Annotated in this window: 27 protein-coding genes; 15 read left to right on the top strand and 12 right to left on the bottom strand. The window is 67.7% G+C overall.

The window, feature by feature from the left end:
* Nucleotides 1-24: 24 nt before the first annotated feature.
* Entirely contained in the window at nt 25-2,988 is a 2,964-nt protein-coding gene (locus TPR58_RS16675) for an L-glutamate gamma-semialdehyde dehydrogenase (protein WP_346247858.1), read from the bottom strand.
* A gap of 123 nt (nt 2,989-3,111) precedes the next feature.
* On the opposite strand from TPR58_RS16675, the gene TPR58_RS16680 reads away from it, so the two are divergent.
* The 6 genes from TPR58_RS16680 (at nt 3,112) to TPR58_RS16705 (ending at nt 7,440) form a co-directional block, all read left to right on the top strand.
* Nucleotides 3,112-3,543 (top strand): MaoC family dehydratase, encoded by a 432-nt coding sequence (locus TPR58_RS16680; protein WP_346247936.1) that lies wholly within the window; start codon nt 3,112-3,114, stop codon nt 3,541-3,543.
* 56 nt (nt 3,544-3,599) lie between these two features.
* Nucleotides 3,600-4,775, top strand: coding sequence for an acetyl-CoA C-acyltransferase (locus TPR58_RS16685; protein ID WP_346247859.1), 1,176 nt, complete (start codon nt 3,600-3,602; stop codon nt 4,773-4,775).
* A gap of 115 nt (nt 4,776-4,890) precedes the next feature.
* Nucleotides 4,891-5,409, top strand: a complete 519-nt coding sequence (locus TPR58_RS16690) for a DUF805 domain-containing protein (RefSeq protein ID WP_346247860.1) — start codon at nt 4,891-4,893, stop codon at nt 5,407-5,409.
* A gap of 134 nt (nt 5,410-5,543) precedes the next feature.
* Nucleotides 5,544-6,491 (top strand): glucokinase, encoded by a 948-nt coding sequence (locus TPR58_RS16695; RefSeq protein ID WP_346247861.1) that lies wholly within the window; start codon nt 5,544-5,546, stop codon nt 6,489-6,491.
* 44 nt (nt 6,492-6,535) lie between these two features.
* Nucleotides 6,536-7,015, top strand: coding sequence for a pyridoxamine 5'-phosphate oxidase family protein (locus TPR58_RS16700; RefSeq protein WP_346247862.1), 480 nt, complete (start codon nt 6,536-6,538; stop codon nt 7,013-7,015).
* Nucleotides 7,016-7,071: 56 nt separating this feature from the next.
* Complete coding sequence (locus tag TPR58_RS16705; RefSeq protein WP_346247863.1) at nt 7,072-7,440, top strand: YkvA family protein; 369 nt, start codon at nt 7,072-7,074, stop codon at nt 7,438-7,440.
* Nucleotides 7,441-7,492: 52 nt separating this feature from the next.
* On the opposite strand, the gene TPR58_RS16710 is transcribed toward TPR58_RS16705, so the two are convergent.
* On the bottom strand, nt 7,493-8,713 hold the full coding sequence (locus TPR58_RS16710) for a polyhydroxyalkanoate depolymerase (protein ID WP_346247864.1): 1,221 nt from the start codon (nt 8,711-8,713) through the stop codon (nt 7,493-7,495).
* A 461-nt stretch (nt 8,714-9,174) separates the two neighbouring features.
* Between TPR58_RS16710 and TPR58_RS16715 the strand changes: the two genes are divergently transcribed.
* From TPR58_RS16715 to TPR58_RS16725, 3 genes are all read left to right on the top strand, one after another.
* A complete protein-coding gene (locus TPR58_RS16715; RefSeq protein ID WP_346247865.1) occupies nt 9,175-10,974 on the top strand; it encodes an ABC transporter transmembrane domain-containing protein in 1,800 nt (599 codons plus the stop codon).
* A gap of 110 nt (nt 10,975-11,084) precedes the next feature.
* Entirely contained in the window at nt 11,085-12,251 is a 1,167-nt protein-coding gene (locus TPR58_RS16720; RefSeq protein ID WP_346247866.1) for a saccharopine dehydrogenase family protein, read from the top strand.
* Nucleotides 12,252-12,335: 84 nt separating this feature from the next.
* Nucleotides 12,336-13,181: a sterol desaturase family protein gene (locus TPR58_RS16725; protein ID WP_346247867.1), complete on the top strand. Its 846-nt coding sequence runs from the start codon at nt 12,336-12,338 to the stop codon at nt 13,179-13,181.
* Here the strand turns inward: TPR58_RS16725 and TPR58_RS16730 are convergent.
* On the bottom strand, nt 13,169-13,486 hold the full coding sequence (locus tag TPR58_RS16730) for a hypothetical protein (RefSeq protein WP_346247868.1): 318 nt from the start codon (nt 13,484-13,486) through the stop codon (nt 13,169-13,171). The two genes, TPR58_RS16725 and TPR58_RS16730, sit on opposite strands and share 13 nt — an antisense overlap.
* Before the next feature lie 74 nt (nt 13,487-13,560).
* Between TPR58_RS16730 and TPR58_RS16735 the strand changes: the two genes are divergently transcribed.
* From TPR58_RS16735 to TPR58_RS16745, 3 genes are read left to right on the top strand one after another with little or no spacing between them, the layout of a single operon-like run.
* Complete coding sequence (locus TPR58_RS16735; RefSeq protein ID WP_346247869.1) at nt 13,561-14,127, top strand: NUDIX hydrolase; 567 nt, start codon at nt 13,561-13,563, stop codon at nt 14,125-14,127.
* Nucleotides 14,124-14,984 (top strand): retroviral-like aspartic protease family protein, encoded by an 861-nt coding sequence (locus TPR58_RS16740; protein WP_346247870.1) that lies wholly within the window; start codon nt 14,124-14,126, stop codon nt 14,982-14,984. Before TPR58_RS16735 ends, TPR58_RS16740 begins: the two co-directional genes overlap by 4 nt.
* Nucleotides 14,981-15,940 (top strand): polysaccharide deacetylase family protein, encoded by a 960-nt coding sequence (locus TPR58_RS16745; RefSeq protein WP_346247871.1) that lies wholly within the window; start codon nt 14,981-14,983, stop codon nt 15,938-15,940. Before TPR58_RS16740 ends, TPR58_RS16745 begins: the two co-directional genes overlap by 4 nt.
* Before the next feature lie 17 nt (nt 15,941-15,957).
* On the opposite strand, the gene TPR58_RS16750 is transcribed toward TPR58_RS16745, so the two are convergent.
* From TPR58_RS16750 to TPR58_RS16775, 6 genes are all read right to left on the bottom strand, one after another.
* Nucleotides 15,958-16,443 (bottom strand): YbjN domain-containing protein, encoded by a 486-nt coding sequence (locus TPR58_RS16750; protein ID WP_346247872.1) that lies wholly within the window; start codon nt 16,441-16,443, stop codon nt 15,958-15,960.
* 123 nt (nt 16,444-16,566) lie between these two features.
* Entirely contained in the window at nt 16,567-17,049 is a 483-nt protein-coding gene (locus TPR58_RS16755) for a YbjN domain-containing protein (protein WP_346247873.1), read from the bottom strand.
* A gap of 251 nt (nt 17,050-17,300) precedes the next feature.
* Nucleotides 17,301-17,522 (bottom strand): hypothetical protein, encoded by a 222-nt coding sequence (locus tag TPR58_RS16760; RefSeq protein ID WP_346247874.1) that lies wholly within the window; start codon nt 17,520-17,522, stop codon nt 17,301-17,303.
* A 269-nt stretch (nt 17,523-17,791) separates the two neighbouring features.
* Complete coding sequence (locus TPR58_RS16765; protein WP_346247875.1) at nt 17,792-18,346, bottom strand: hypothetical protein; 555 nt, start codon at nt 18,344-18,346, stop codon at nt 17,792-17,794.
* Nucleotides 18,343-18,885 (bottom strand): hypothetical protein, encoded by a 543-nt coding sequence (locus tag TPR58_RS16770; RefSeq protein WP_346247876.1) that lies wholly within the window; start codon nt 18,883-18,885, stop codon nt 18,343-18,345. The genes TPR58_RS16765 and TPR58_RS16770 overlap by 4 nt, the downstream gene beginning before the upstream one ends.
* Nucleotides 18,886-19,042: 157 nt before the next feature.
* Nucleotides 19,043-19,594 carry a PadR family transcriptional regulator gene (locus TPR58_RS16775; RefSeq protein WP_346247877.1) on the bottom strand — a complete coding sequence of 184 codons (552 nt, stop codon included), beginning with the start codon at nt 19,592-19,594 and terminating at the stop codon, nt 19,043-19,045.
* A 38-nt stretch (nt 19,595-19,632) separates the two neighbouring features.
* Between TPR58_RS16775 and TPR58_RS16780 the strand changes: the two genes are divergently transcribed.
* The gene (locus TPR58_RS16780; RefSeq protein ID WP_346247878.1) at nt 19,633-20,523 is read left to right on the top strand and encodes a retropepsin-like aspartic protease; all 891 of its coding nucleotides are present in this window, start codon (nt 19,633-19,635) and stop codon (nt 20,521-20,523) included.
* Nucleotides 20,524-20,538: 15 nt separating this feature from the next.
* On the opposite strand, the gene TPR58_RS16785 is transcribed toward TPR58_RS16780, so the two are convergent.
* A complete protein-coding gene (locus TPR58_RS16785; protein ID WP_346247879.1) occupies nt 20,539-21,429 on the bottom strand; it encodes a LysR family transcriptional regulator in 891 nt (296 codons plus the stop codon).
* A gap of 75 nt (nt 21,430-21,504) precedes the next feature.
* Between TPR58_RS16785 and TPR58_RS16790 the strand changes: the two genes are divergently transcribed.
* Nucleotides 21,505-22,107 carry a pyridoxamine 5'-phosphate oxidase family protein gene (locus TPR58_RS16790; protein ID WP_346247880.1) on the top strand — a complete coding sequence of 201 codons (603 nt, stop codon included), beginning with the start codon at nt 21,505-21,507 and terminating at the stop codon, nt 22,105-22,107.
* Nucleotides 22,104-22,514: a VOC family protein gene (locus TPR58_RS16795; RefSeq protein ID WP_346247882.1), complete on the top strand. Its 411-nt coding sequence runs from the start codon at nt 22,104-22,106 to the stop codon at nt 22,512-22,514. Before TPR58_RS16790 ends, TPR58_RS16795 begins: the two co-directional genes overlap by 4 nt.
* Nucleotides 22,515-22,523: 9 nt before the next feature.
* Here TPR58_RS16795 and TPR58_RS16800 read toward each other — a convergent pair whose 3' ends face one another.
* On the bottom strand, nt 22,524-22,946 hold the full coding sequence (locus TPR58_RS16800; protein ID WP_346247883.1) for a hypothetical protein: 423 nt from the start codon (nt 22,944-22,946) through the stop codon (nt 22,524-22,526).
* Between the two features lie 5 nt (nt 22,947-22,951).
* Entirely contained in the window at nt 22,952-23,812 is an 861-nt protein-coding gene (locus TPR58_RS16805) for a hypothetical protein (RefSeq protein ID WP_346247884.1), read from the bottom strand.
* Nucleotides 23,813-23,817 lie beyond the last annotated feature (5 nt).

Consider the following 23,817-nt stretch of genomic DNA (forward strand, 5'->3'; position numbering starts at 1 on the left):
CGCCGGCACGGCAGCATGGGATGGTCAGATGCCGCCCTCGTCAAGCGAAAGCAGCGTGGCGTTGCCGCCGGCGCTGGTCGTGTCGACCGATACCGAGCGTTCGGCGCAGAAGCGGTGGAGATAGTGCGGGCCGCCGGCCTTGGGGCCGGTGCCCGACTGGCCCTCGCCACCGAACGGCTGCGAGCCGACCACCGCGCCGATCATCGAGCGGTTGATGTAGAGATTGCCGACGCGCGCGCGCATCTCCGCCAGTTCGCCCGAGCGGGCGATGCGGCTGTGCAGGCCCATGGTCAGGCCGAAGCCCTTGGCGTTGATCCGGTCGATCGTCCGGGCAAGCTCGCCCGCCGGCCAGGTCGCGACGTGGAGGATCGGTCCGAACCACTCGGTCCGCAGATCGTCCATGTCGTCGAGGCGGATCATCGTCGGCGGAACGAAGCGGCCGGTGGCGGGCACCGGCAGCGTCTTCATCCAGCGCGCCTTCACCGAGTCGCGATAGCCCATGAGCTTGTCATAGGCGGCATCGTCGATCACCGGGCCGACATCGGTCGCGGGATCGCCGGAATCGCCGATCACCAGCAGCTCCATCGCCCCCTTCAGCATCTCGATCACCGTGTCGGCGATCTCTTCCTGCAGGACGAGCAGGCGCAGGGCGGAGCAGCGCTGGCCGGCCGAGCGGAAGGACGAGGTCAGCACGTCGGCCACCACCTGTTCGGGCAGTGCGGTGGAATCGACGATCATCGCGTTGATGCCGCCGGTCTCCGCGATCAGCGGCACCAGCGGGCGATCGTCGCCGTCGAGCAGCGCGCGGGCGATCTTCTTCGCGGTCGGCGTCGATCCGGTGAAGGCGACGCCGGCGATGCGCGGATCGGCAGTCAGCGCCGCGCCCACCTCGGGGCCGCCGGGGACCAGGATCAGGGCGTCCTGCGGCACCCCCGCCTGATGCGCCAGGCGCACGGCGGCGCGGGCGATCGCCGGGGTCTGCGGCGCGGGCTTGGCCACCACGGTGTTGCCCGCGACCAGCGCGGCTGCTGTCTGGCCGAGGAAGATCGCCAGCGGGAAGTTCCACGGGGCGATCGTCGCCCAGACGCCGCGCCCTTCCATGCGCAGCTCGTTGCGCTCGCCGGTCGGCCCGGGCAGCGCGATCGGGGCCAGCCCGCGGCGCGCCTGCATCGCGTAGTAGCGGCAGAAGTCGGCCGCCTCGCGCACTTCGCCCAGCGCGTCGGGGATGGTCTTGAACGCTTCCTTGACCGCCAGCGCCATCAGCTCGATCCGGTTGGCCTCGAGCAGGTCGGCGAGGCGTTCCAGCGTCGCGGCGCGGGTCTCGATGCTCTGATCCGACCAGCCGGTGAACGCCGCCTGCGCGCGCGTCACCGCGTCGCCGACCGGGACGGTCGCCGCGCCCTCGGGCACGAAGGGGAAGGCGCCGATCGCCTCGGCGGTCTGGTGCAGGATCGAGCGTTCCTGAAGGTCGATGCCGCCCGAATTGGCCCAGTCGCCGAACAGGTCCCTGGGCAGCGGGATATTGGGGTGGCGGGTGCCGCCGACCGCGGCGATCTTGCTGACCGGATCGGCGAGCAATTCCTCTTCGGACAGATGCTCGTCGGCCAGTTGGTGGACGAAGCTGGAATTGGCGCCGTTCTCGAGCAGGCGGCGGACCAGATAGGCGAGCAGGTCGCGGTGGCCGCCGACGGGCGCATAGATGCGGCAGTGATAGCCGTCTTCCTGGACCAGCCGCTCGTACAGCCCCTCGCCCATGCCGTGCAGCCGCTGGAACTCGAAGTCGCGCGATTTGCCCGCCCATTCGAGAATGGTCGCGACGGTCAGCGCATTGTGGCTGGCAAAGGCGGGGACGATGTTGGTCGCGTCGAGCATGTCGCGGGCGCAGGCGAGATAGGAGACGTCGGTCGACGCCTTGCGCGTGAACAGCGGATAATCGTCCAGCCCCTCGACCTGGGTGCGCTTGATCTCGCTGTCCCAATAGGCGCCCTTGACCAGGCGGACGTTCATCGGCCGGCCGAGCTGGTCGGCCCAGGCGATGACCGCGCGGGCGCGCTTGCCATAGGCCTGGACCGCCATGCCATAGCCGTCCCAGCCCTTGAGCTCCGGCCGACGCGCGACCGAGCCGATGATGTCGAGCGACATGTCGAGCCGCTCGCTCTCCTCGGCATCGACGGTCAGGTGGATGCCCTGCGAACAGGCCTCCGACGCCAGCTGGGCCAGCATGTCGGTAAGTTCCGGCACGCATTTTTCATATTGCCCGACTTCGTAGCGGGCATGCAGCGCCGACAGCTTGACCGAGACCGAATGGCCCGATTTCGGATCCTTGCCGACCGCGCGGATCGCATCGAAATAGGCGCCGAAATAGCGTTCGGCATCGGCCCTGGTCCGCGCCGCCTCGCCCAGCATGTCGAAGCTGGCGGTGAAGCCCTTGTGCTCGGGCCGGGCCATGCGCTTGCGCGCCTCGTCGATGGTGCGGCCCATCACGAAGACCTCGCCCATCATCTTCATCGCCGCGCCGACCGCCTGGCGCACGAACGGCTCGCCGGCGCGCGAGATCAGGCGGCGCAGCACCCCGCCCTGCTCGCCGATCACCGCGCGGCCCAGCATCAGGCCCCAGGTGGCGGAATTGACCAGCATCGAGTTCGACTTGCCCGAATGCGCCTTCCAGTCGGCATCGCCCAGCTTGTCGGCGATCAGCAGGTCGGCGGTTTCCGGATCGGGCACGCGCAGGAACGCCTCGGCCAGGCTGAGCAGCGCCACGCCCTCGGACGAGTTCAGGCGATATTCCTGGAGGAACTGGTTCACCCAGCCGCGATTCTGCGCCGCGCGCAGGTCGGCCAGCAGCGCCGCGGCGTGGCCGAGGATGCGTCCGCGCGACTCAGGCGTGACCCGCGCACGCTCCAGAAGCGGTTTTAGAACATCGGGTTCGCTGGCCCGGTGCAGGCTCGCCATGGAAGCGCGGGGGCTGGACGCTACGTCATTCGGCATTTTCGTGTTTCCGGTCTCTTTGGACTTGCGGCGCACCCGCGCCGCTCACTAGATGGGCCCGCGCGCTATGCGAAAAAAGCGGCGGGAGGGATAGTCTCTGTGGATACCATCACCGTTGAGCAGATGGCAGAAACCATCGGCACCGAGCGGGTGTCCGACTGGCTGGAAATGACGCAGGAGCGGATCGACCGTTTCGCCGAGGCGACCGGCGACCACCAGTTCATCCATGTCGATCCCGAACGCGCGGCGCAGACTCCGTTCGGCGGCACGATCGCGCACGGTTTCCTGTCGCTGTCGCTGATGCCGGTGCTGGCGCAGACCACCGGCGCGCCGCAGATCGCCGGCGCGCGGATGGGCGTCAACTATGGGGGCAACAAGACCCGGTTCCTGACCCCGGTACGATCGGGCAAGCGCGTGCGCGGACGCTTCAAGCTGCTGAAGTTCGTCGAGCGCCAGCCGGGCGTGTGGGAACAGGTCACCGAATTCACGCTGGAGATTGAAGGCGAGCCCAAGCCCGCGCTGATCGCGGAATGGATCTCGCTGATCTACGTCTGAACCATCATCGATACGGCCGGCCGCGCGGCGGCGGGCCCACAGAAAGGAAGAACATCATGCGTTCCGCAGTCATCGTCTCCACCGCCCGCACGCCGATCGGCCGCGCCTATCGCGGCGCGTTCAACAACCTGCCCTCGCCCACGCTGGCCAGCCATTCGATCAAGGCGGCGGTCGAGCGGGCCGGGATCGACGGCGCGGAAGTCGACGACGTGGTGTTCGGCTGCGCGCTGCAGCAGGGGCACCAGGCGGGCAATATCGCGCGGACCTCGCTGCTGCGCGCGGGCCTTCCGGTCAGCGTGTCGGGCATGTCGCTCGACCGGCAATGCTCGTCGGGCCTGATGGCGATCGCCACCGCGGCCAAGCAGATCGTCAGCGACCAGATGGACATCACCATCGGCGGCGGCGTCGAGAGCATCAGCCTGGTGCAGACGCCGCAGATGCGCGTGGCGCCCGATTACGAGCTGCTGGCGATCCACAAGGACGTCTACATGCCGATGCTGCAGACCGCCGAGGTGGTCGCCAAGCGCTATAACATCAGCCGCGACGTGATGGACGAATATGGCTTCCAGTCGCAGCAGCGCACCGCCGCGGCGCAGGCCGCCGGCCTGTTCGACCAGGAGATCATCCCCGTCACCGCGACGATGAACATCGTCAACAAGGAAACGAAGGAAGTCACGACCAAGGAAGTGACGCTGACCAAGGACGAGGGCAACCGGCCCGAGACCACGCTGGAGGGCCTCAAGGCGCTGCAGACCGTGATCCCCGGCGGCACGATCACCGCGGGCAATGCCAGCCAGCTGTCCGACGGATCCTCGGCATCGGTGCTGATGGAAGAGAAGCTGGCCGAGAAGCGCGGGCTGCAGCCGCTGGGCCGCTATGTCGGCATGGCGGTGGGCGGCGTCGAGCCCGACGAGATGGGCATCGGCCCGGTCGTGGCGATCCCCAAGCTGCTCGAGCGCTTCAGCCTGAAGATGGACGATATCGGCCTGTGGGAGCTGAACGAGGCGTTCGCGGTGCAGGTCCTGTATTGCCGCGACAAGCTGGGCATTCCCGACGAGCTGCTGAACGTGAATGGCGGGTCGATCTCGATCGGCCACCCGTATGGCATGACCGGCGCACGCTGCACCGGCCACGCGCTGATCGAGGGCAAGCGCCGCGGCGCGAAGTATGTCGTCGTGACGATGTGCATCGGCGGCGGCATGGGCGCAGCCGGGTTGTTCGAGGTCCTGTAAGCAAGAGGCCCCATCTCCCCCCGGATGCGCAGCATCCAGGGGGGAGATGGGCGCCCGCCCGAGGCGCGGCAGGCCAAGGGTTGACGAAGACTGCATCGGCGCGCAGCCTTCGATCATGGACATTGCCGCCGCTTCCGCCGCGCGCGACCGGATGCCGCTGTTCGTTCGAACGGTGGCGGACAGTTTCGTGTTCGCAGGCCGATCGACCCGGACCGAAGCGCTCGGCTTCCTGCTTGTCAGCACGCTTCTTTCTCAGACCGCCCTGGTGCTGGCGGGCGACCGATCGGAAATGGCGTGGGTCGCCGTTGCGCTCGCGCTGGCACTGACACTGGAGATTCCCAGCATCGCGCTGTTCGTGCGGCGGATGCATGATCAGGACCGATCGGGATGGTGGGCGCTGATCGGGGTCGCGAAGATTCCCCTCGCGCTGGCACTGATGTCGATGCCGGGCGATGCGAATGGCGTATCCATCGTCCGAATGCTGATCTGGGAAGGGCGGTACGACTGGGATGCGGGAACATTGCCGCTACTGCTGGCGGTAACCCTGTTGGTGATCGCCCAGCTGGGCTTCTATTTCGCGCCCGGCACGGACGGTGCGAACCGGTACGGGGCAGATCCAAGGGGCGAGCGCTGACCGCATGGCGTGCACCGCTCGCGACTTCCGATCCGTCCGATTGAACGCCCCTCCCCCCACGTTTTCCTTTCGGTAACGCCTGTTAGCGATAACGGTCGCCGGACCTTCATCGAAGGCCGTGAGGGAGCAGGATCATGGGGCAGAGCATGGCGCTGGTCGCCGATATCGGGCGGCAGTCGGTTCGGTTCGGGCTGACCGGCGGGGAACATGGCCTGGCGCCGCGCGACGTGCGCAAGTTCCTGACCGCCGAGCATCCGACCTTCACCAGCGCGCTGGTTTCCTACCTGACCGCGGTCGACCTGCGCGATGCGCGGCTGCCCAGCGTGCTGGCGGTGGCGGGCGCAGCAAGGGGCGACCTGATCAACCTGACCGGCAGCCGCTGGTACATCTCGCTGTCCGGGGTAGAGGCGGTGCTGCGCGAGCCGCCGATGGCGCTGAACGAATGCGCGGCCAATGCGCTGGCGCTCAGCCAGTTGCCCGCCGGCGCGTTCACGCCGCTGCGCGGTCCGGCGCCGCGCGAGGTGCGGCCGGGCGGGAATTACGTGGTGATCGGGACCGGCACTGGGCTGGGCGTCGCCGCGCTGGTCACCGCGGGCGACCGGCTGGTGCCGGTGCAGAGCGAGGCGGGGCATATGGGCTTCATCCCCGCCACTGCCGACGGCCAGCGCTTCGCCGATTTCTGTCGCGCGCGCGGCATCCAGACCGAGGTCGAGACGCTGATCAGCGCCAACGGGCTGTTGCTGGCGCACGAGGCGCTGAGCGGCAGGAAGCTGCTGAAGCCGGAGGAAGTGACCCGTGGCGCCGGGCGCGACGAGACCTGCACCGCGGCGGTGCGGCTGTTCGTCGAGCAACTGGGCATGTTCGCCGGCGACCTGGCGCTGGCGTTCGGGGCGTGGGACGGGATCTTCCTGACGGGCAGCATCGCCCGCGCGCTGCACCTGCAGTTGATGGACCCGGCCTTCCGCCAGCGGATGGAGGCCAAGGCGAGCTTTCGCCGCCAGCTGAGCGAGGTGCCGGTCGCGCTGGTCAATCGCAACGACCTGGAATTGCTGGGCGCGGCGACTGCCTTCGGGAACGCCTGACCCGACTGCCCGTTCTCGCTCCAACCCCTTTCAGGAGAAAGAGAATGGACGAGACCGCAAACCCCGCCGAAGTCCGCGACCGGATGTGGAAGAAGATGGCGAAGAGCCCCTTCGTCATGGTGTCGCGCATCGGCGCGACCGACCACGCGCTGCCAATGACCGCGCAGCTGGACGAGGATGTCGAGGGCAAGTTCTGGTTCTACACCAGCAAGGACAACCGGATCGCCCCGGGCGGCCCGGCGATGGTCCATTTCGCGTCGAAGGATCATGTGGTCTTCGCATGCATCAAGGGCAATCTGGTCGAGGAAGCCGATCCGGCGATCATCGACAAATACTGGTCGAACACCGTCGAGGCGTGGTTCGAGGGCGGCCGCAACGATCCGAACCTGCTGATGCTGCGCTTCGAACTGGAGGATGCCGAGATCTGGGAAGGCGATGAATCGCTGACCGGCAAGTTCAAGATGCTGACCGGGCAGACGATCAAGCCGCAGGAAGCCGGCCGCCACGTCGAGACCGCGCTGTAATCCATGCCGGGGCCGCGCCGCTTGACGCGGCCCCGTTCGCGTCCCATCCGGCAGCGATGGGGCCATCGCTCGCACATCGCATCCGGATCGAGGCGCATGCCGTCTGGCTGGCGGTGCGCGATCCGCGCACGCCGCTGCATGCGCGGCTGTTCGGCCTGTTCGTCGCGGCCTATGCGCTGTCGCCAATCGACCTGATCCCAGACTTCATCCCCGTCATCGGCCTGCTGGACGATGCGATCCTGGTGCCGATCGGCGTGTGGCTGTTCGAGAAGATGGTGCCGCCCGCGGTGCTGGCCGAACACCGCGCGACCGCGACGCAGGCGGCCGAGCGGCCGGTGTCCTGGTGGGGCGTGCTGATCGTCGTCGCGATCTGGGCGGCGCTGGCCTGGCTGGCCTGGTCGATCGTGGCGTTCAACTATGCATGAAAAGGGCCGGAGCGTTTCCGCCCCGGCCCTGAAAGACTGACGGCGGAACCGTTCAGTCGCTGTGCGCGGCGATCCACTGTTCGACCACCGGCGCGATCTTCGTGCGCCATTTGGAGCCGTTGAAGATGCCGTAATGGCCGACGCTGGGCGCCATGTGATACTGCTTCATCGCATCGGGCAGCGCGGTGGCCAGCGTCAGCGCCGCCTTGGTCTGGCCCAGGCCCGAGATGTCGTCGCGCTCGCCCTCGATCGCCAGCAGCGCGATATCGGTGATCGCGCCGGGATCGACGCGGCGGCCGCGGTGCATCAGCTCGCCCTTGGGCAGCGCATGCGTCTGGAACACCACGTCGATCGTCTGGAGATAGAATTCGGCGGTCATGTCGCACACCGCGCGATACTCATCGTAGAACGCCATGGTGGCATCGGCGCTCTCGCCATCGCCCTGGACCAGGTGCTTGAACATCTCGAAATGCGAGATCATGTGGTTGCCCAGGTTCATCGTCATGAAACCGGCAAGCTGCAGGAAGCCCGGATAGACGCTGCGCCCGGCGCCCGGATAGGTGACCGGCACGCTGGCGATGACGTTGCGCTCGAACCAGGCGAAGGGCCGTTCGGTGGCGAGCAGGTTCACCGCCGTCGGCGCCTCGCGCGTGTCCACCGGGCCGCCCATCATGGTGAGCGTCTTCGGACGGCAGGGATGCTTGTCGGCGCTCATCAGCGCGGCGACGGCATAGGCGGGAACCGAGGGCTGGCAGACGGCGAGCATGTGCGCGCCGGGACCCATCACCTCGAGGAACTCGACCAGATAATCGACATAGTCGTCCAGGTCGAACCGCCCTTCGGACAGCGGCACCAGCTTGGCATCGCGCCAGTCGGTGATGTGGACGTCGCAGGTCGGCAGCATCCGCTCGACCGTGCCGCGCAGCAGCGTTGCGTAATGGCCCGACATCGGCGCCACGATCAGCAGCTTCGGCCCGCCCTCGACGCCCTGGCGCGCAAAGCGCTTGAGCTGGCCGAACGGCTTGCGCAGCACGACCTCCTCGACGACATCGACCTCGCGGCCGTCGACGGTCGTCCGGTTCAGCCCGAAGGCAGGCTTGCCGCGCGGCGCGGACGCATGGGCGAACACCTCGAGCGCCGAGGCAAGGACGGTGCCGCCCCCCATATAGGCGAAGGGGTTGGCCGGATTCTGGAGCAGGCCCGCGCCGAAATTCGCCATGGCACTGGCGCCGGCGAGCAGAGACCTTTGGAATTCATAAGCATTATATAACATTGGCGATCCTTCCACCGTCACCCCCCGACGGCGGCGGCACGGCGAGTTATAGTCCATGTCTTGTGCGGTGCAACGCCGGACCACTACGCATTGATCCCGTTGTCAGGGCTGTCCGGCTGGCGGATTCGATTTTGCGGTCCGTGGCGATACGAAACGGACTGTCATGTCGGCTGTTGGGAGAGCTTTCTCTGCACGCCAACACCACACCCCCGTCATGCCGGCCGAAGTGCCCGCATCCACTGCAAGGCACATCCCGGACGGGCGGCGGCGAGGACCCCCCACGTCCAGCCTGCGAGGCCAGTGTGGCGCGCAGCCGTGGTTCCGGGATGGAGGGTGGGTGGCCCCCGGCATTCCAGCCGGGGTGACAGCGGAGGGGTGGCGTGGCCCCGAGGTCGACATGGCGGCTGAATGCACTTCCCTAGGTTTCCCCGGGCGGCCAATCGCGCTAGGTCGCAGCCGCCATGGCCGAATTACCCTCCGTCGCCGCCCAGCCCCAGGCTGCGCCCCAGCCGAGCCGCAAGCTGGGCAATTTGCTCGTCGTGTGGAGTTTCACGCGGCGCTATCCGTTGCAGCTGGTGGTGGCGATGCTGGCGCTGGTCACCTCGTCGGTGGCGACGCTGTGGATTCCGCGGACCTTCCAGCGCGTGGTCGACAACGGCTTTACCCAGGGCGGCGACATCAGCCGCATCGGCGTCTATTTCCAGGGCCTGTTGCTGGTCGTGCTGATCCTGGCGCTGGCGACCGCGGTGCGATTCTATTTCGTGTCCTGGCTGGGCGAGCGGACCGTGGCCGACATGCGGGCGGGGGTGCATCGCAACCTGCTGCGCCTGCCGCCGCGCTGGTTCGAGGAGAACCGCCCGTCGGAGATCGCGTCGCGGCTGACGTCGGACACCGCGATCATCGAGCAGGTCGTCGGCAGCACCGTGTCGACCGCGCTGCGCAACCTGCTGACCGGCATCGGCGGCATCATCTATCTGTTCGCGCTGTCGCCCCGCATCGCCACCTATCTGATCATCGGCATCCCACTGATCGTGCTGCCGATCGTCTGGCTGGGCGGGCGGGTGCGGTCGCTGTCGCGGTCGAGCCAGGACCGGATCGCCGATATCGGCGCCATCGCGTCGGAGACGCTGGGCGCGATGCGGATCGTCCAGGCATTCGGCCAGGAAAAGCGCGAGAGCGCGCGGTTCGACGAAGCGGTCGCGCGCGGGTTCGTCGCCGCCAAGCGCCGGTTCGCGCTGCGTGCGATCATGACCGCGCTGGTCATCGGCCTGTTGTTCACCGCGATCGTGCTGATCATGTGGGACGCGGTATCGGGCGTGGCGGCCGGCCGCATCTCGGGCGGCGCGATCACCGCCTTCGTCATCACCGCGGGACTGGTCACCGGGTCTTTCGGCGCACTGACCGAAGTCTATGGCGACCTGCTGCGCGCATCGGGCGCCGCCAGCCGGCTGGCCGAGCTGTTGCAGGAACAGCCCGAGATCGCCGCCCCGGCCAATCCCCTTCCCCTGCCCCAGCCGCCCCAGGGCGGGATCGCGTTCGAGCAGGTCACCTTCCGCTATCCCACGCGTCCGGAGGTTGCGGCGCTGCGCGACTTCACCCTGACGATCGCCCCGGGCGAGACGGTCGCGGTGGTCGGCCCGTCGGGCGCGGGCAAGTCGACATTGTTCCAGCTGGTCCAGCGCTTCTACGACCCCGAGGGCGGCGAGATCCGCGTCGACGGGGTGCCGGTGAAGCAGGCCGATCCGGGCGAGATCCGAAGCCGCATGGCGATGGTGCCGCAGGAGACGGTGATCTTCGCCGCCAACGCACGCGACAATCTGCGCTATGGCGCCTGGGATGCGGGCGACGAGGCGATCTGGGCAGCGGCGGAGGCGGCCAATGCCGCCGAGTTCCTGCGCGAGCTGCCCGAGGGGCTAGACACCTTCCTGGGCGAAGGCGGCGCGCGCCTGTCGGGCGGGCAGCGCCAGCGGATCGCGATCGCCCGCGCGCTGCTGCGCGACGCGCCGATCCTGCTGCTGGACGAGGCGACCAGCGCGCTGGATGCCGAGAGCGAGCGGCTGGTGCAGGATGCGCTGGAGCGGCTGATGCGGGATCGCACCACGCTGGTCATCGCCCATCGGCTGGCCACGGTGCGCGCAGCGGGCCGGATCGTGGTGATGGACGAAGGCCGCATCGTCGAGAGCGGCACCCATGCCGAGCTGGTCGCGCAGGGCGGGCTCTATGCCCGGCTGGCGGCGCTGCAGTTCAACGAGGCGGCCTGACCGCACGGCGCGTCCGCCCGCTCGAAATCCTGTAGCCAATCCCGGCCGCGCGTGGCACCACGTCCGCGGTTTTAGAAAAGCCGGTATGCAACCGGCAGCGGGAGAGCGACATGGCTGAGTTCGACATCATCGTCTATGGCGCGACCGGATTTACCGGGCGGCTGGTCGCGGAATATCTGGCGCATCATTATGCGGACGGCAGCGTTCGCTGGGCGATGGCGGGCCGGTCGCTGACAAAGCTGGAGCAGGTCCGCAGCGAGATCGGCGCGCCGGCGGACACGCCGCTGTTGACCGCCAATGCCGATGACCCGGCCGCGCTGAAGGCGCTCGTCAGCCGGGCGGCCGTCGTGATCACCACGGTCGGCCCCTATCAGCTTTACGGCGAACCGTTGCTGGCGGCGTGCGTCGAGGCAGGCACCGGCTATGTCGACCTGTGCGGCGAGCCCAACTGGATGCACGACATGATCGAGAAATACGACGCCGCGGCCCGGGCCAGCGGCGCGCGGATCGTGTTTTCCTGCGGGTTCGACTCCATCCCGTTCGACCTGGGCGTCTGGACGGCGCAGCAGGCGGCGACCGCACGCTTCGGCGGGCCGGCGCCGCGGGTAAAGGGCCGGGTACGCACGATGAAGGGCACCTTCTCCGGCGGCACCTTCGCCAGCGGCAAGGCGACGGCGATGGCGGCTGCCAGGAACCCGTCGGTGCTGAAGGTGATGATCGATCCCTTCGCGCTGACGCCCGGCTTCACCGGCCCCGGCCAGCCCAAGGGGATGCTGCCCGAATATGACGAGGCGATCGGCGGCTGGGTCGCGCCCTTCATGATGGCGGTGATCAACACCAAGAATGTCCATCGCACCAATTTCCTGGCGGGCCATCCCTATGGCGCGGACTTTCGCTATGACGAGATGATGGTGGCCCCGGGTCTGGGCGACCTGGGCAAGGCAGCGGCCGAGGCGATCGCGAAGATGAATCCGATGAGCGCCGAAAAGGGCCCCGCCCCCGGCGAAGGGCCGTCGAAGGAAGAGCGCGACAGCGGCCATTACGACATCGCCTTCATCGCCGAGATGCCCGACGGACGCCGGGTCACCGCCAGCGTGAAGGGCGACCGCGACCCCGGCTATGGATCGACGAGCAAGATGATCGCAGAGGCCGCGCTGTGCCTGGCGCGCGACGTCCCGGATGCCAAGGGCGGGATCTGGACACCGGGCGCGCTGATGGCCGAGCCGCTGAAGGCGCGGCTGGAAGCCAATGCCGGGCTGAGCTTCACGATCGAATAGGCGGCGGTCCGGCTCGCCCCGCCAGGCTCCCGGTCACGTTCAAGCGGGTAAGGAACTTTAACCTCCCGGCGCTAGCCTTTCGCCATGGACCTGATCGAGACGCTTTACGCCGGCGCCGTTCCCTATCTCTGGTCGTGGAGCTTCGCCTTCATCTTCATGACCGTGGTCGAGATGCTGGTGCCCCGCGGGCGCCAGCCGCTGCGCACGCGCCTGCCGGGGCTGGCATTCTGGGCGATCTGGCTGCCGGTATCGGCACTCGTCCAGGCGGGATTCACCCGGCTCTGGGTGGCCGCCGGCATCGAGCCGCTCCTGACGCTGCCGCTCGGCTTTCACTGGACCGGGGCGGCCGCTCTGGTGCTGGCACCGATCGCCGCCGCGATCCTCTACGATTTCTTTTTCTACTGGTGTCACCGGTTCCAGCACCGATTCCTGTGGCGCTTTCACGCGGTCCATCATTCGATCCGCGATCTGAACTCGGTAAATGCCTATCACCATATCACCGAGCCGCTGATCCAGACGGTGCTGATCCTGATTCCGGCGAGCCTGATCGTTAGCGAGGCCGGCGCGACGAGCGCAGTGGTGACCGTGTTTCTCTATCTCCACGGCGCCTTCATCCACTCCCCCACGCGCTACCATCTGGGCGCCGGGCGGCTGGGCCTTGTCGACAACCGGTTCCACCGCATCCATCACTCGCTGGAGCCGCGGCATTTCGACACGAATTTCGGCGCCTTCACCACCCTGTGGGATCGCGTTTTCGGGACAGCGCATTTTCCGGCCGCCGAGGAATGGCCGGACTGCGGCATCGCCGAGGCCGGACCGCCGCGGACCGTCGGTGAATGGCTTGCCTTTCCCTATCGCCTGGGCCGGGACCCGGCCGCCGACCGCGCCGCCGGGAACGAGAGCAGCGCCCTGGAGCCTCAGCCGCGATAGAGGAAGGTGAGCGCCACCGCCGAGGCGATGGCAGTGGCGACGACGATCGGCACTGCCCGGCGGCGGCGGCGTTCGACATCGGCCTGGCATGCGGCGAGATCGACCCAGTAGCGTCGATACCCCGCCTGCCGGACCAGTCCGCGCGCCAGCAGCGCATCGAACTCGCGCCGGTAGAGCGGTGACGTCGGCAGGTAGTCGACCGCCTCCTCCGGCTCGATCGCATGAAACGCCATGAAATGATCGATGATGCGGTATCGGACCCGTTCGACCAGCGCGGCGACGCTCAGGACGGCGGACGATCGCATTGATGATCCTTTCTCACGAAAGACTTTACTTGGCTGCGGCGGATGCACCATCTGCAAGCACGGGAGGGTAATCGATGATCCGCACGCTGCTGGCAATCTTCGCGATGGTGCTCTGGACCGGGACTGCGTCCGCGCAGCCGGTCGAAGACCCCAACTACACCACCCAGAATCTGATCATCGTCAACGACGCCGGCGAGGTGCTGTTGCAGCGCAACTTCATGGGGTGGAGTACTCCGGGCGTACGATATGACAAGAGACTGACGATCCGCGAGGGGCTGGCCGACCTCGCCCGAACCTATGGCGTGGAAATCGACGAGGTCCGCCTGGCCGGGTTGTTCAGCTATCGCTACGGCTACACCCCTGCGATCTCGACCAGGTCGCACTACCGCTCGCGGTTGACCGGCGGTACCGCGCGGGCACCGGCCGGATTCGACGAACTGCGCTGGTTCGCGCCCGATGCCGCGATCGCAGCGATCGCGTCGGACAGTCAGAAGTCGCCACCGGCGCTGGTCGAGTTGATGCGCCAGATGCTCGGCCAGCCGGAGACGATCTGGACCGGAGCCTTCTATATCTGGCAGGACGGCGAGACGTATCGCAGCAAGATGTTGGAGCCTTTCTTGCCGCTGGGCCAAGCCCGGTGAGCCCACTCGCACTCGCAGCGGCGCTGGCCGCGGACGGCGCCTGCCTGGCGATCGAGCGCGGCGACGAGGGCACGCCGGTGATCGCCGCGCGCGTCAACGGCAGCGAACCATTGTCCTTCATCCTCGATACCGGATCGAGCGGGACCACGATCGACCCCGCCACCGCGGCGCGCCTGGCCCTGCCCCGCAACGCCGCGACCGAGACCGCCCAGGGCATGGGCGGCGGCGTCACGGTGCGATATCATCAGGTCGCCGCCTTCGACGCAGGCCCGCTCAGCCTGCGCAACGTCGCCCTCCCATCGATCGAGGCGCCCGCCCTCGCCAGCCACCGGATCGTCGGGCTGGCCGGAACCGACCTGTTCGGCGACCGGCTGACCCGCTGGATGCCGGGCAGCGGGTGCGTGACGATCGCCCCCGGGGGCAGCCGCCCCGCCGGGCGCGGCTGGCGCCGGGTCGAGGTCAAATGGATCCAGCCCTGGAAGATCATGCTGCCGATCCGCATCGGCCAGGCCGATGGCTGGGCATTGCTGGATACCGGCGCACAGTACACGACGCTCAATCCGGAATTCGCCCGCGTGGCCGGCATCGATCCCGCGCGGTTGAGGCCGGCCGGCTCGATCGCGGGCATCGACGGCCGCGAGCTGCCGCTGAGCTCTGCCACCCTTGCCGATATCCGCGTCGGCACGTGGCGCTGGACCTCCGCACCGGTGCGCGTCGGCGCGTTGCCGGTGTTCGGCCGGCTGGCCATGGCGGGCGACCGGCTGGCGATCCTGGGCATGGACTGGCTGACGACGCGCGGCTTCGCGGTCGATTACGCGACGAAGACCGTCTGGCAGCAGCAGGGGCAGGTGCAATGATCCGGCCGCTCCTCGGGCTCGCGGCAGCACTGCTGGCGATCGCGCCCCAGGCCGTCCCGGCACAGCCGCGCGGCGAGCGGCCGAGCGTCGCGATCACGTTCGACGATCTGCCCATGGCGGGCGCGGGCGACGTTCCGCTGGCCGAGGCGCGTGCCGCCAACCGCGCGATCGTCCGCACGCTGCGCCGCGAGCGGGTGCCGGCGATCGGGTTCGTGACCGAGCAGAATGTGACCGCGCTGGGCGATGCCGGCCGGCGGCTGGTGCGCGACTGGATCGCCGCCGGGCTGGAACTGGGCAATCACGGCGCGACGCATGCCGATATCAACCGGCTCGACATCGCCGCGATCCGCACCGAGATCGAGGCGGGCGAGCGGACGATCCGGCCGCTGGCCGAACGCTATCGCCGGCCGCTGCGTTTCTATCGCTTCGCCTATAACCATGTCGGCGAGACCGAGGCGAAGCGCGTCGCGATCGAGGCGGCCCTGGCCGAGCGCGGCTATCGGCTGGCGGCATCGACGATCGACACGTCGGACTATCTGTTCAACCGCGCCTATGTCCGCGCCGCCACCGACCCGGTGTCGAGGGCACGGATCATCCGCGCCTATCTGGACCATAGCCGCGTGCAGATCCGCTATTATCAGGGATTGAGCCGCGAGGTGCTGGGCCGTGCGCCGCCCGCGATCCTGCTGCTCCATGTCAACGAGATCAACGCCGCGACGCTGGACGAACTGGTCGCGCTGTTCCGGGCGGAGGGTTTCGGCTTCGTCTCGCTGGCCGAAGCGCAGGCCGACCCGGCCTATGCCACCTCACCGGCGGTCGCGACGAAGTTCGGCCCGATGTGGGGCTATCGCTGGGCCCGGGCGACGGGCGTGCGAGTGGACGGATCGAAGGAACAGGAACCGCCCGCGTGGATCGCGACCTATGGCGAGACGGGTGCCCTGCCCCCCTCGCCCTAGCGCCGCCCGGTCGCCCCTTAGAAGCCGATATGCGTTTCGAACTTGGAAACCACGGCGGCCCAGAATTCCAGATTGTCGATGAACAGGAGCCGTGAAACGCCGCCATCGTCCAGGTCGAGGTCCATCTGGAGGATCGGATCGCCCTCGTCGTCGACATAGGCGCGGCCGAACCGCTGGGTGCGGTTCCATTCGTTGATCCGCTCGAGCTTGATCGGCTTCTTCAGGTCGTAACCGGCGTGGAACTGCACAGTGGCGCACGCCTTGTTGCCGGTGCAATTGTAGAAATACACGTGGAAGGTCGTACCGTCGATCTCGGCGGAAATCTTCGGATCGCCTTCGCCGTCCTTGCCGAGCGTCGCGTCGGAATAGCCGCCCGCCTTCATCGCCGCCAGAACCGATTGCGGATCCTGTGCGCGCACCATCTGTGCCGCGGCGGGCAGCGCGACAGTGACGCCGGCGATCATGGCCAGCGCGGCGAATGCGGTACGAATGCGGTTTGTCATCAAGCCCCCCAATATCTTCACGGCGCCGTAGCTAACCGAGCCGGCGGGGGATGCAAGGGCGAAGATCGCCCCGTCGGCCTGGCGGAGGAACCGGGTTCCCCGACCAGGCCGCACGCAATGCCCTCAGGAAGCGATATGCTTTTCGAAGCCGACCACGACCGACTCCCAGAATTCCAGATTGTCGATGAACAGCGCCTGCGGCATGCCGCCATCGTCGAGGTCCACATCCATACGGATCACCGGATCATTGTCCTTGTCGAGCGAGGCCCGGCCGAAACGGCGGCTGTTGTTCCACTCGTTGATCCGCTCGAGCGCGATCGGCTTCTCTGCCTTGTAGGCCGTGTAGAACTGCACCGTGGCGCAGTCCTTGTTGTCCTTGCAGTTGTAGAAGAACACGGCGAACTTGGTGTCGTTGGTTTCGGCGTTGATCATCGGGTCGCCGCCCTTGTCGGTGCTCAGCGTGGCCCCGGAATAGCCGCCCGCCTTCATCGCGGCGAGAACCGATTGGGGGTTCTGCCCCCGCACCATCTGCGCCGCGGCAGGAAGCGAGAGTGCCGATCCGGCAATGAAGGCCAGCGCGGCAAATGCGGTACGGAATGCGGTCATCGAAAGCCCCTGATATGGTGTCCCGCCAGACGCTACCGCGGGTTTCGACCGACGCAAGGGGGCATGTCAGGGGGAGCCGGCGGCGGGCATCTGGGTCGGACCCGCCATGACCCGTGTAAGCGCTTGGGAACCAAGGCAAGGTGCGGCGATTCGCGGCCGGCGCGCACAGGCGCGGCCGATTTCATTTTTGTCAGCGAGGCGTGTCCCGCAACCGTGAGGCGGGCCGGGATACACCCGGCCTGCCCGACAGGTCAGATCATGCGGCGCGTGCCCCATGCCTCGCGCACGACCGGGCCGGTAATGACGCGCGAGCCATAGGCGCGGGCGATCGTGGCCGTCTGGTCGGAATTCATGTACACCACGCGCGTTCCGGCCGGGGTCAGCGGCTCGATCGCCGTGATCGCCGCGCCCTTCTTGGCGGACATGGCGATGACTTCGGCGACGGTGGCCTTGATGTTCAGAGCACGGGACATGGATGTTCCTTTTCGGCAAAAAGCGAGAGCAGACGGCGCTTGCGCGCGGGCGGGGAACCGGTTGCGGGAAGCGGAGGCGCCTCGACCGCGGGCGGGAGCGGCGACGCTCCGGAATTCTGGGATCTGGGAAGCACGCAATGCTCCGGCACGGAGCGAAAGCGGATGATCTCTCTCAGTCGCGTCCTGCTCGTGGCGGAAATGACGCGATAGTTCCTATATAGTGTCCGGGCGGGATTTTACCAGCACAACCTTCGGCCGGATGAAATCGGTCAGACTGGCGATTGAAAGGCATTGGCCGCGTGCGACAGCGCCGTCCGCAGCATCGGGTCGCCGCCGCTTTCGGTAAAGAAGATCGCCACCATGTCCCCCCGCGCCGCCGCGACCATCGGCGTTAGGATCTTCGTGTCGTTGAAAAAGCGCTTCCCGCCAAGCAGCGGGCGCACCCGGTCCGCAGCGGTCGCCGCATCGGGATAGCGGATGACGATGACCCCGGCATGGCGGCGGACCCCGTCGGCGGGCGTGAAGCGCAGATCCTGCCCGCGTTTCGACACCGCGCCCTTCAGCAGCGCGGGGTCGATCCGGGTGCGAACCAGGCGGTCGAGATCGGCCGCCGCATAGTCGGCGACCTCGAACCGCGCCGCGTCGCCGGCCAAGCGGTAATCGGCAACGATCCGACCGCGCAGCAGCGCGTCCGGGCTCACCGGCTGCGCGACATGCGGCACCGGATCGGCCGGGGTGCCGCCGCCGGACAGCGACAGGCCGATGGCAGCGCCGCTGGCCAGCATGGCGGCCGAGATCAGGCCCAGGCGCATCGCCGGGATCATGGGATCGCCACCAGCGGCGGCCGCGACGCGCGATCATAGGAGATCGAGAGCAGGCCGGAACGGGCAATCTGGTGCAGCTGGTCGTTGCGCTTGCTGCCGACCGCGCCGGTCAACTGGATCAGCAGGTCGTTGAACCTCACGAACCCGCGCGTGCCCATGACCTCGACACAGCCGATCGACGCGAACACCTCCGTCGCATTGTCCGGCCCGTCATGGATGAGGAAATTGCCATAGACCTGCCACCCGCCATTTTCCGGCGAGTTGGCGCTGTGCACCTCATAGGTCGGGATCCAGGCGCGCACGACATGGGTCTGCTGATCGGCCAGCCCGACCACCCGCGCCGTCTTGCCATCCTTGCACGACACGCCGAAGCGCAGCACCTCGAACGCATGCGAGACGCGGCGCCCGCCCAGCGATCCGGCGACGGTCATCGTATAGGTCGGGATTTCGAAGTAGCCGAGCGGCTTGCCCTGCGGATAGGCCCAGGTGGTCGCCTTGCCCACCGGCACGCCGCCTACGTTCAACTGAACCTTGCGCATCAACGCCCTCCGTCGCCGCCGGGCACGAGCCTAACATCGCGGTCGTGCAGGAACCAGCGACGTGGCGCGACCCGACCGGGGGGAGGCACGGCTCATCCCCATGGCCCCTGGCATGCGCGGTCGCCCGGCTCGTCCCGCACGCACCTTGGATCGCCGCCTAGGGCGATCCGGGCGTGGCTTCCTCAAGACGTCGCAACTGCCGGGCGATATAGTCGAGCCGCATTGCCTGGACCGCGAGGCTGAGTTCGATCCGTTCTGCCTCCACATCGTCCAGTCCGATCCGGTATTCCTCCAGGAACCGGATATTGGCCCGGATCGATTCGGCCGAGCCGCGCAGCACGATGACGCGATCCGCGTCGGGCAGCCGCCGCCAGATTCCCGAGCGCAGACGAAACGGGTCGATGCCGACGCTGCTCGCGCGATCGGGATCGCATGCCCAGGCCAGCATTGCCGCCTGTCCCGCATCGGTGAGCGAGATGCGCAGCGTGGCGCGGCGATCGGTGGTCGCCTCCCCGATGATGAGGCCGCGGTCGCGCAGCCGCTTGATCGCCGGATAGATCGCACCGGCGCTGCCGCTCCACTCCGACGACGGGGAAAGCTCGAAGGCGCGGCGCACGCGAAAGGCGGTGGTGTTGCCCCGATGCGCGATCTCGGAAAGGATAGCACCCTCGATCTCGGTCAATACGCTTTTATCGTCGTCGCTGTTCATATACCAACTTTAGTACGATTCGTACTAATGAGGTGAAGATGTCGAAGATCCTTGTACGTTGCATCGCGTTGTTCGTCACCGCCCTCATTCCCGTCGGGTCGGCGCTGCATGCGCAGGACGCACCCGCGGAAGCGCCGGCCGAGCCCGAGGTGATCAACCTCTATTTGTCGGAAACCCGGGCACTGGTGATGCTGCGTGTCGGCGATGCGGCTCCGGTACCGGTAGTGTTCGACACTGGCACCAACGGCAATCTGGTCGATGCCGGCCTCGCCGACCGGCTCGGGCTGCCGAACACCGGACCGTCGCCTTCGGTCGACGGCAGCACGGGCAAGCCGGTGCCGGGGCATGACAGCTTCATCCGCGGGGCCCGCCTTGGCGGCGTGGCGATCCGCGACGCGCGCGCGACGGTGCTGGCCTATGACCTGCCCGACGAAGTCGGCATTTTCGGCCCCAACAGCTTTCCGGAAAGCCTGGTCGAGATGGACGGGCCGCGCAGCCGGCTGACGATCCGGCGCAAGGCCGATGCGACCCTGCCGCCCGGTGCCGCGACCCCCTATCTCGGCTCGGGCGGAAGTGCCCTTCCCTCGGCGATCCTCGAATTCGACGGGCTGAGTGTCCCCGCGATCCTGGACACGGGCAATGATTCGTCGATCATCCTGCCTCTGTCGTTCAAGGACCGGCTCAAGCTCGATCAGCCGCCGCGCCTCTATGGCTATGCCGTCTCCGCCGCCGGTCGCCAGCCGATCTACGTGGCCAGGCTTGCGGGCACGGTCAGGATCGAGGGCGTGGCGATCGAGAATCCGGAGATCCTGTTCATGGAGGGCGGTCGCCCGAACATCGGCCTGCCGGTCCTGCGCCGGATCACCGTGGTCTATGACCATGGCGGATCGCGGTCATGGATTCTGTCGAAGGGAACGATCGCGCCCTAAGGCCGCGCGAACGGTTCACCACGCGCCGTGCCGCGTGCGCTCTCGCATGGCGTCGATGAAGGCGCGCACCGCGGGCATGGCGGCGCGCCCGGCGTCGTAGAGCAGGCTGACCGGCAGCAGCGGCGGCGCATGATCGGCCAGGATGCGTACGAGGCGGCCGGCGGCGATCGCCTCGGCACATTGGTAGCTCAGCAGGCTGGCGATCCCCAGCCCGGCCTCCGCCGCCGCCAGCGTCGCATCGACGGTGTTGACGGTCAGGCGGGGCGCGATCTCGACCGGCGCCTGGCCCTGCCCACCGAAGGGCCAGGCGGTGCCGGTGCGCACGCCGCTGCCGGCGATGCAGCGATGGTCGGACAGGTCGGCGGGTCGCCGAGGGACGCCACGCCCGGCGAGATAGGCCGGGCTGGCGACGATCGCCTGCTCGACCGAGCCGATCCGCGTCGTCCGCAATGCACTGTCCGCCAGCTCGCCGATCCGGACCGCGACGTCGATCCCCTCCTCGACGATGCGGACATTGCGGTCGAGCAGCATCATCCGCGCGGTCAGCCCGTCATGCGCGTCCACCAGCGCGCCGATCACCGGCAGGACGTGCAGCCGGCCGAACATGACCGGCGCGGTGACATAAAGCTGGCCGCGCGGCACCGATCGCCCGCCCATCACGACCTGCTCCGCCTCGCGCAGATCGGCCAGGATCGCCCGTGCGCGCTCGAGAAAGGCGGCGCCTTCGTCGGTGAGCGCGACGGCGCGGGTCGAGCGATGGAACAGGGTGACGCCCAGATGGCGTTCCAGTCCGGCGACGGCGCGCGTGACGGCGGGCGGCGACATCGACAGGTCGCGCGCCGCCGCCGAGAAGCCGCGGCGGTCGGCGACCGCGACGAACGCGGCCAGCATGTCGAACCGATCCATTATTCCACCCTTCGGAATAGTGAGCGCCGATCCTCGACTATTATCGTCGCGGTCGCAACGCATTAGCTGGGTTGCATGGCGGCAACCTATCTCCACACCCTGTTCGGCCCCGGCGCCCGCGCCCTGCAGGAGGCGGCGGGTTCGCGCGCCGCTTATGCGCGCATGGAGGCGGGCGCGGACATCGACTGGCTGGGCGAGCGCGAGGCGGACTTCATCGCGGCCCGCGACAGCTTCTACATGGCCAGCGTCAGCGAGGATGGCTGGCCCTATGTCCAGCATCGCGGCGGCCCTGCCGGGTTCCTGCGGCGGATCGACGGCAATCGGATCGGGTTCGCGGATTATCGCGGCAACCGCCAATATCTGTCGACGGCGAACCTGGCGGCGGACGACCGCGTCGCGCTGTTCCTGATGGATTATCCCAACCGGCGCAGGCTGAAGCTGATCGGCCATGCGCGCAGCAGCGACGATCCCGCCGAAATCGCCGCGCTGGCGAGTCCGGGCTATCCGGCGGAGGTCGAGCGCGCCTTCGTCATCGACGTGACCGGCTTCGACTGGAACTGCCCCCAGCATATCACGCCGCGCTTCACCGAAGCCGAGGTGCGGGAGGCCAGCCAGCCGCTGATCGACGAGATCGCCCGGCTGCGTGCGCGGGTGGCGGAACTGGAGGAACATTCATGACCAAGGCACTGACCCGCGGCGTCCACCATGTCGGGCTGACCGTCCCCGACCTGGACGAGGCGCGCGACTTTTTCTGCGGCGTGCTGGGGTTCGACAAGGTGGGCGGCGTACCGGACTATCCGTCGATCTTCGTGTCGGACGGCGCGATCCTGCTGACGCTGTGGCGGGCGGCCGATCCGGAGACGGCGCGCGAGTTCGACCGGCGGGCCAATATCGGGCTGCACCATCTGTCGCTGGCGGTGACGGACGATGCCGCGCTGCATGCGGTCTGGGACAAGGTCCGCGCGCATCCCGGCGTCACGGTCGACGCGCCGCCAGGCCCGATCCGCGCGGGATCGGCAACGCGCCATTTCCTGGTCTTCATCCCCGGCGGCATCCGCATCGAGTTCGCCACGCCCCTCGCCTGACGCCGGCGATCAATAGCTCTGGGTCGACTCCTTCTTGCTCTTGATCGCGATCTCGTCGCCGCGCAGCTCGAACTCATAGGTGAACAGGTCGGTGCGCCCTTCCTGGGGCAGGGCGATGGTGTAGGACATGCCGACGCCCGCCTTGATGCTGGTGATCCCGCCGCCGCCGATCGCGCCGTAATTGGCGCGGATATCGTCGAGGATCAGCTCGATCATGCAGGCGGACCGTTCGATCCGGGTGCTGCCGCAGCGCTTCGATGCCGACATGGTCCGTCCTTTCGCGTGATCGCGCGCAACGGTGCGCGCCTGGGGGTCGGGGGTTGAGGCTTCGTTCGCCGGTGCTGCCGCATTCGATCCGGTGCATCCGGCAAGCGCGCTGGTCGCCAGCACCGACGCGATGATTCCGAACCTGATGGTCGTGCCGATGGTCATGACGGTCACCTTCCGAACTGCAGGGTTGTCACCAGCTTGCCCGCCTCGAACTCGGCCGTGCTGCGCGGGTAGATGCGCTGCTTGGTCGCCTGGAACGGTTTCACGAAATTGGGTGTCGGATTGTAATGGGGCGAACGCGCCTCCCCCTTGGCGAACCCATCCATCGCGTCCAGCCAGGGCTTGGCATGGACAACGTCCAGCCGCATTCCCGCGCCCATCACGCTGTTCATGTCGGTATCGGTGATGCCGTAGCATGCACTGGCATTGGTGTTCCCGCTCGGCGGGCAATGCGGCTTGCCGACATCGACATGGGGCAGGCCCAGCAGATGGCCGATCTCGTGGACATGGGCGCGCTGCATCACGGTCTTGCCCTTGCTGTCGCGGGCCTTGGCCACCGAATTGATGTCGCCGCTGTCGTACAGCGTCGAGTGCGACCCGAACCAGCTTTCGCTGGGGTCGAGGCGAACCACATCGATCACATGATGGTGCCGCCCGGCCGACGCGTCGCTTCCGAGTATCTCGAACTTGCACCAGAAGTTCGGCAGGAACACGTTCTGGCCGATCCGCACCGGAAACAGGCCGCGATTGTTGGAAATCCAGAACTTGCCGTGCCAGAACAACTGGGCCGAGCGGCAGAAGGTCTGCTTCCATGCCTGCCACGTCTGCGGCGTCCATTTCAGGATCGCGCGCGGCTGGCCACTGGCGTCGCCATAGTCGTTATAGGTGCCCTTTGCCGCACCGCCGGCCGGGTTGATCTGGCGAAAGCCCAACCGCAGCGTCAGCATCAGGTCCGCGTTGTTCTTGGAATTGCACCAGTCGGTATTCAGGGACGCGTCGAATTTCGGAAGATACAGCGTCTTCTTCATGCACC

It is taken from the genome of Sphingomonas rustica (genome assembly GCF_039652585.1).
GTDB classification, from domain to species: Bacteria; Pseudomonadota; Alphaproteobacteria; order Sphingomonadales; family Sphingomonadaceae; genus Sphingomonas; species Sphingomonas rustica.

Bases quoted from the DNA above. Each gene is read 5' to 3' on its own strand.
- TPR58_RS16675 (WP_346247858.1), bottom strand. From the start codon at position 2,988: ATGCCGAATGACGTAGCGTCCAGCCCCCGCGCTTCCATGGCGAGCCTG.
- TPR58_RS16680 (WP_346247936.1), top strand. From the start codon at position 3,112: ATGGCAGAAACCATCGGCACCGAGCGGGTGTCCGACTGGCTGGAAATG.
- TPR58_RS16685 (WP_346247859.1), top strand. From the start codon at position 3,600: ATGCGTTCCGCAGTCATCGTCTCCACCGCCCGCACGCCGATCGGCCGC.
- TPR58_RS16690 (WP_346247860.1), top strand. From the start codon at position 4,891: ATGGACATTGCCGCCGCTTCCGCCGCGCGCGACCGGATGCCGCTGTTC.
- TPR58_RS16695 (WP_346247861.1), top strand. From the start codon at position 5,544: ATGGGGCAGAGCATGGCGCTGGTCGCCGATATCGGGCGGCAGTCGGTT.
- TPR58_RS16700 (WP_346247862.1), top strand. From the start codon at position 6,536: ATGGACGAGACCGCAAACCCCGCCGAAGTCCGCGACCGGATGTGGAAG.
- TPR58_RS16705 (WP_346247863.1), top strand. From the start codon at position 7,072: ATGGGGCCATCGCTCGCACATCGCATCCGGATCGAGGCGCATGCCGTC.
- TPR58_RS16710 (WP_346247864.1), bottom strand. From the start codon at position 8,713: ATGTTATATAATGCTTATGAATTCCAAAGGTCTCTGCTCGCCGGCGCC.
- TPR58_RS16715 (WP_346247865.1), top strand. From the start codon at position 9,175: ATGGCCGAATTACCCTCCGTCGCCGCCCAGCCCCAGGCTGCGCCCCAG.
- TPR58_RS16720 (WP_346247866.1), top strand. From the start codon at position 11,085: ATGGCTGAGTTCGACATCATCGTCTATGGCGCGACCGGATTTACCGGG.
- TPR58_RS16725 (WP_346247867.1), top strand. From the start codon at position 12,336: ATGGACCTGATCGAGACGCTTTACGCCGGCGCCGTTCCCTATCTCTGG.
- TPR58_RS16730 (WP_346247868.1), bottom strand. From the start codon at position 13,486: ATGCGATCGTCCGCCGTCCTGAGCGTCGCCGCGCTGGTCGAACGGGTC.
- TPR58_RS16735 (WP_346247869.1), top strand. From the start codon at position 13,561: ATGATCCGCACGCTGCTGGCAATCTTCGCGATGGTGCTCTGGACCGGG.
- TPR58_RS16745 (WP_346247871.1), top strand. From the start codon at position 14,981: ATGATCCGGCCGCTCCTCGGGCTCGCGGCAGCACTGCTGGCGATCGCG.
- TPR58_RS16750 (WP_346247872.1), bottom strand. From the start codon at position 16,443: ATGACAAACCGCATTCGTACCGCATTCGCCGCGCTGGCCATGATCGCC.
- TPR58_RS16755 (WP_346247873.1), bottom strand. From the start codon at position 17,049: ATGACCGCATTCCGTACCGCATTTGCCGCGCTGGCCTTCATTGCCGGA.
- TPR58_RS16760 (WP_346247874.1), bottom strand. From the start codon at position 17,522: ATGTCCCGTGCTCTGAACATCAAGGCCACCGTCGCCGAAGTCATCGCC.
- TPR58_RS16765 (WP_346247875.1), bottom strand. From the start codon at position 18,346: ATGATCCCGGCGATGCGCCTGGGCCTGATCTCGGCCGCCATGCTGGCC.
- TPR58_RS16770 (WP_346247876.1), bottom strand. From the start codon at position 18,885: ATGCGCAAGGTTCAGTTGAACGTAGGCGGCGTGCCGGTGGGCAAGGCG.
- TPR58_RS16775 (WP_346247877.1), bottom strand. From the start codon at position 19,594: ATGAACAGCGACGACGATAAAAGCGTATTGACCGAGATCGAGGGTGCT.
- TPR58_RS16780 (WP_346247878.1), top strand. From the start codon at position 19,633: ATGTCGAAGATCCTTGTACGTTGCATCGCGTTGTTCGTCACCGCCCTC.
- TPR58_RS16785 (WP_346247879.1), bottom strand. From the start codon at position 21,429: ATGGATCGGTTCGACATGCTGGCCGCGTTCGTCGCGGTCGCCGACCGC.
- TPR58_RS16790 (WP_346247880.1), top strand. From the start codon at position 21,505: ATGGCGGCAACCTATCTCCACACCCTGTTCGGCCCCGGCGCCCGCGCC.
- TPR58_RS16795 (WP_346247882.1), top strand. From the start codon at position 22,104: ATGACCAAGGCACTGACCCGCGGCGTCCACCATGTCGGGCTGACCGTC.
- TPR58_RS16800 (WP_346247883.1), bottom strand. From the start codon at position 22,946: ATGACCATCGGCACGACCATCAGGTTCGGAATCATCGCGTCGGTGCTG.
- TPR58_RS16805 (WP_346247884.1), bottom strand. From the start codon at position 23,812: ATGAAGAAGACGCTGTATCTTCCGAAATTCGACGCGTCCCTGAATACC.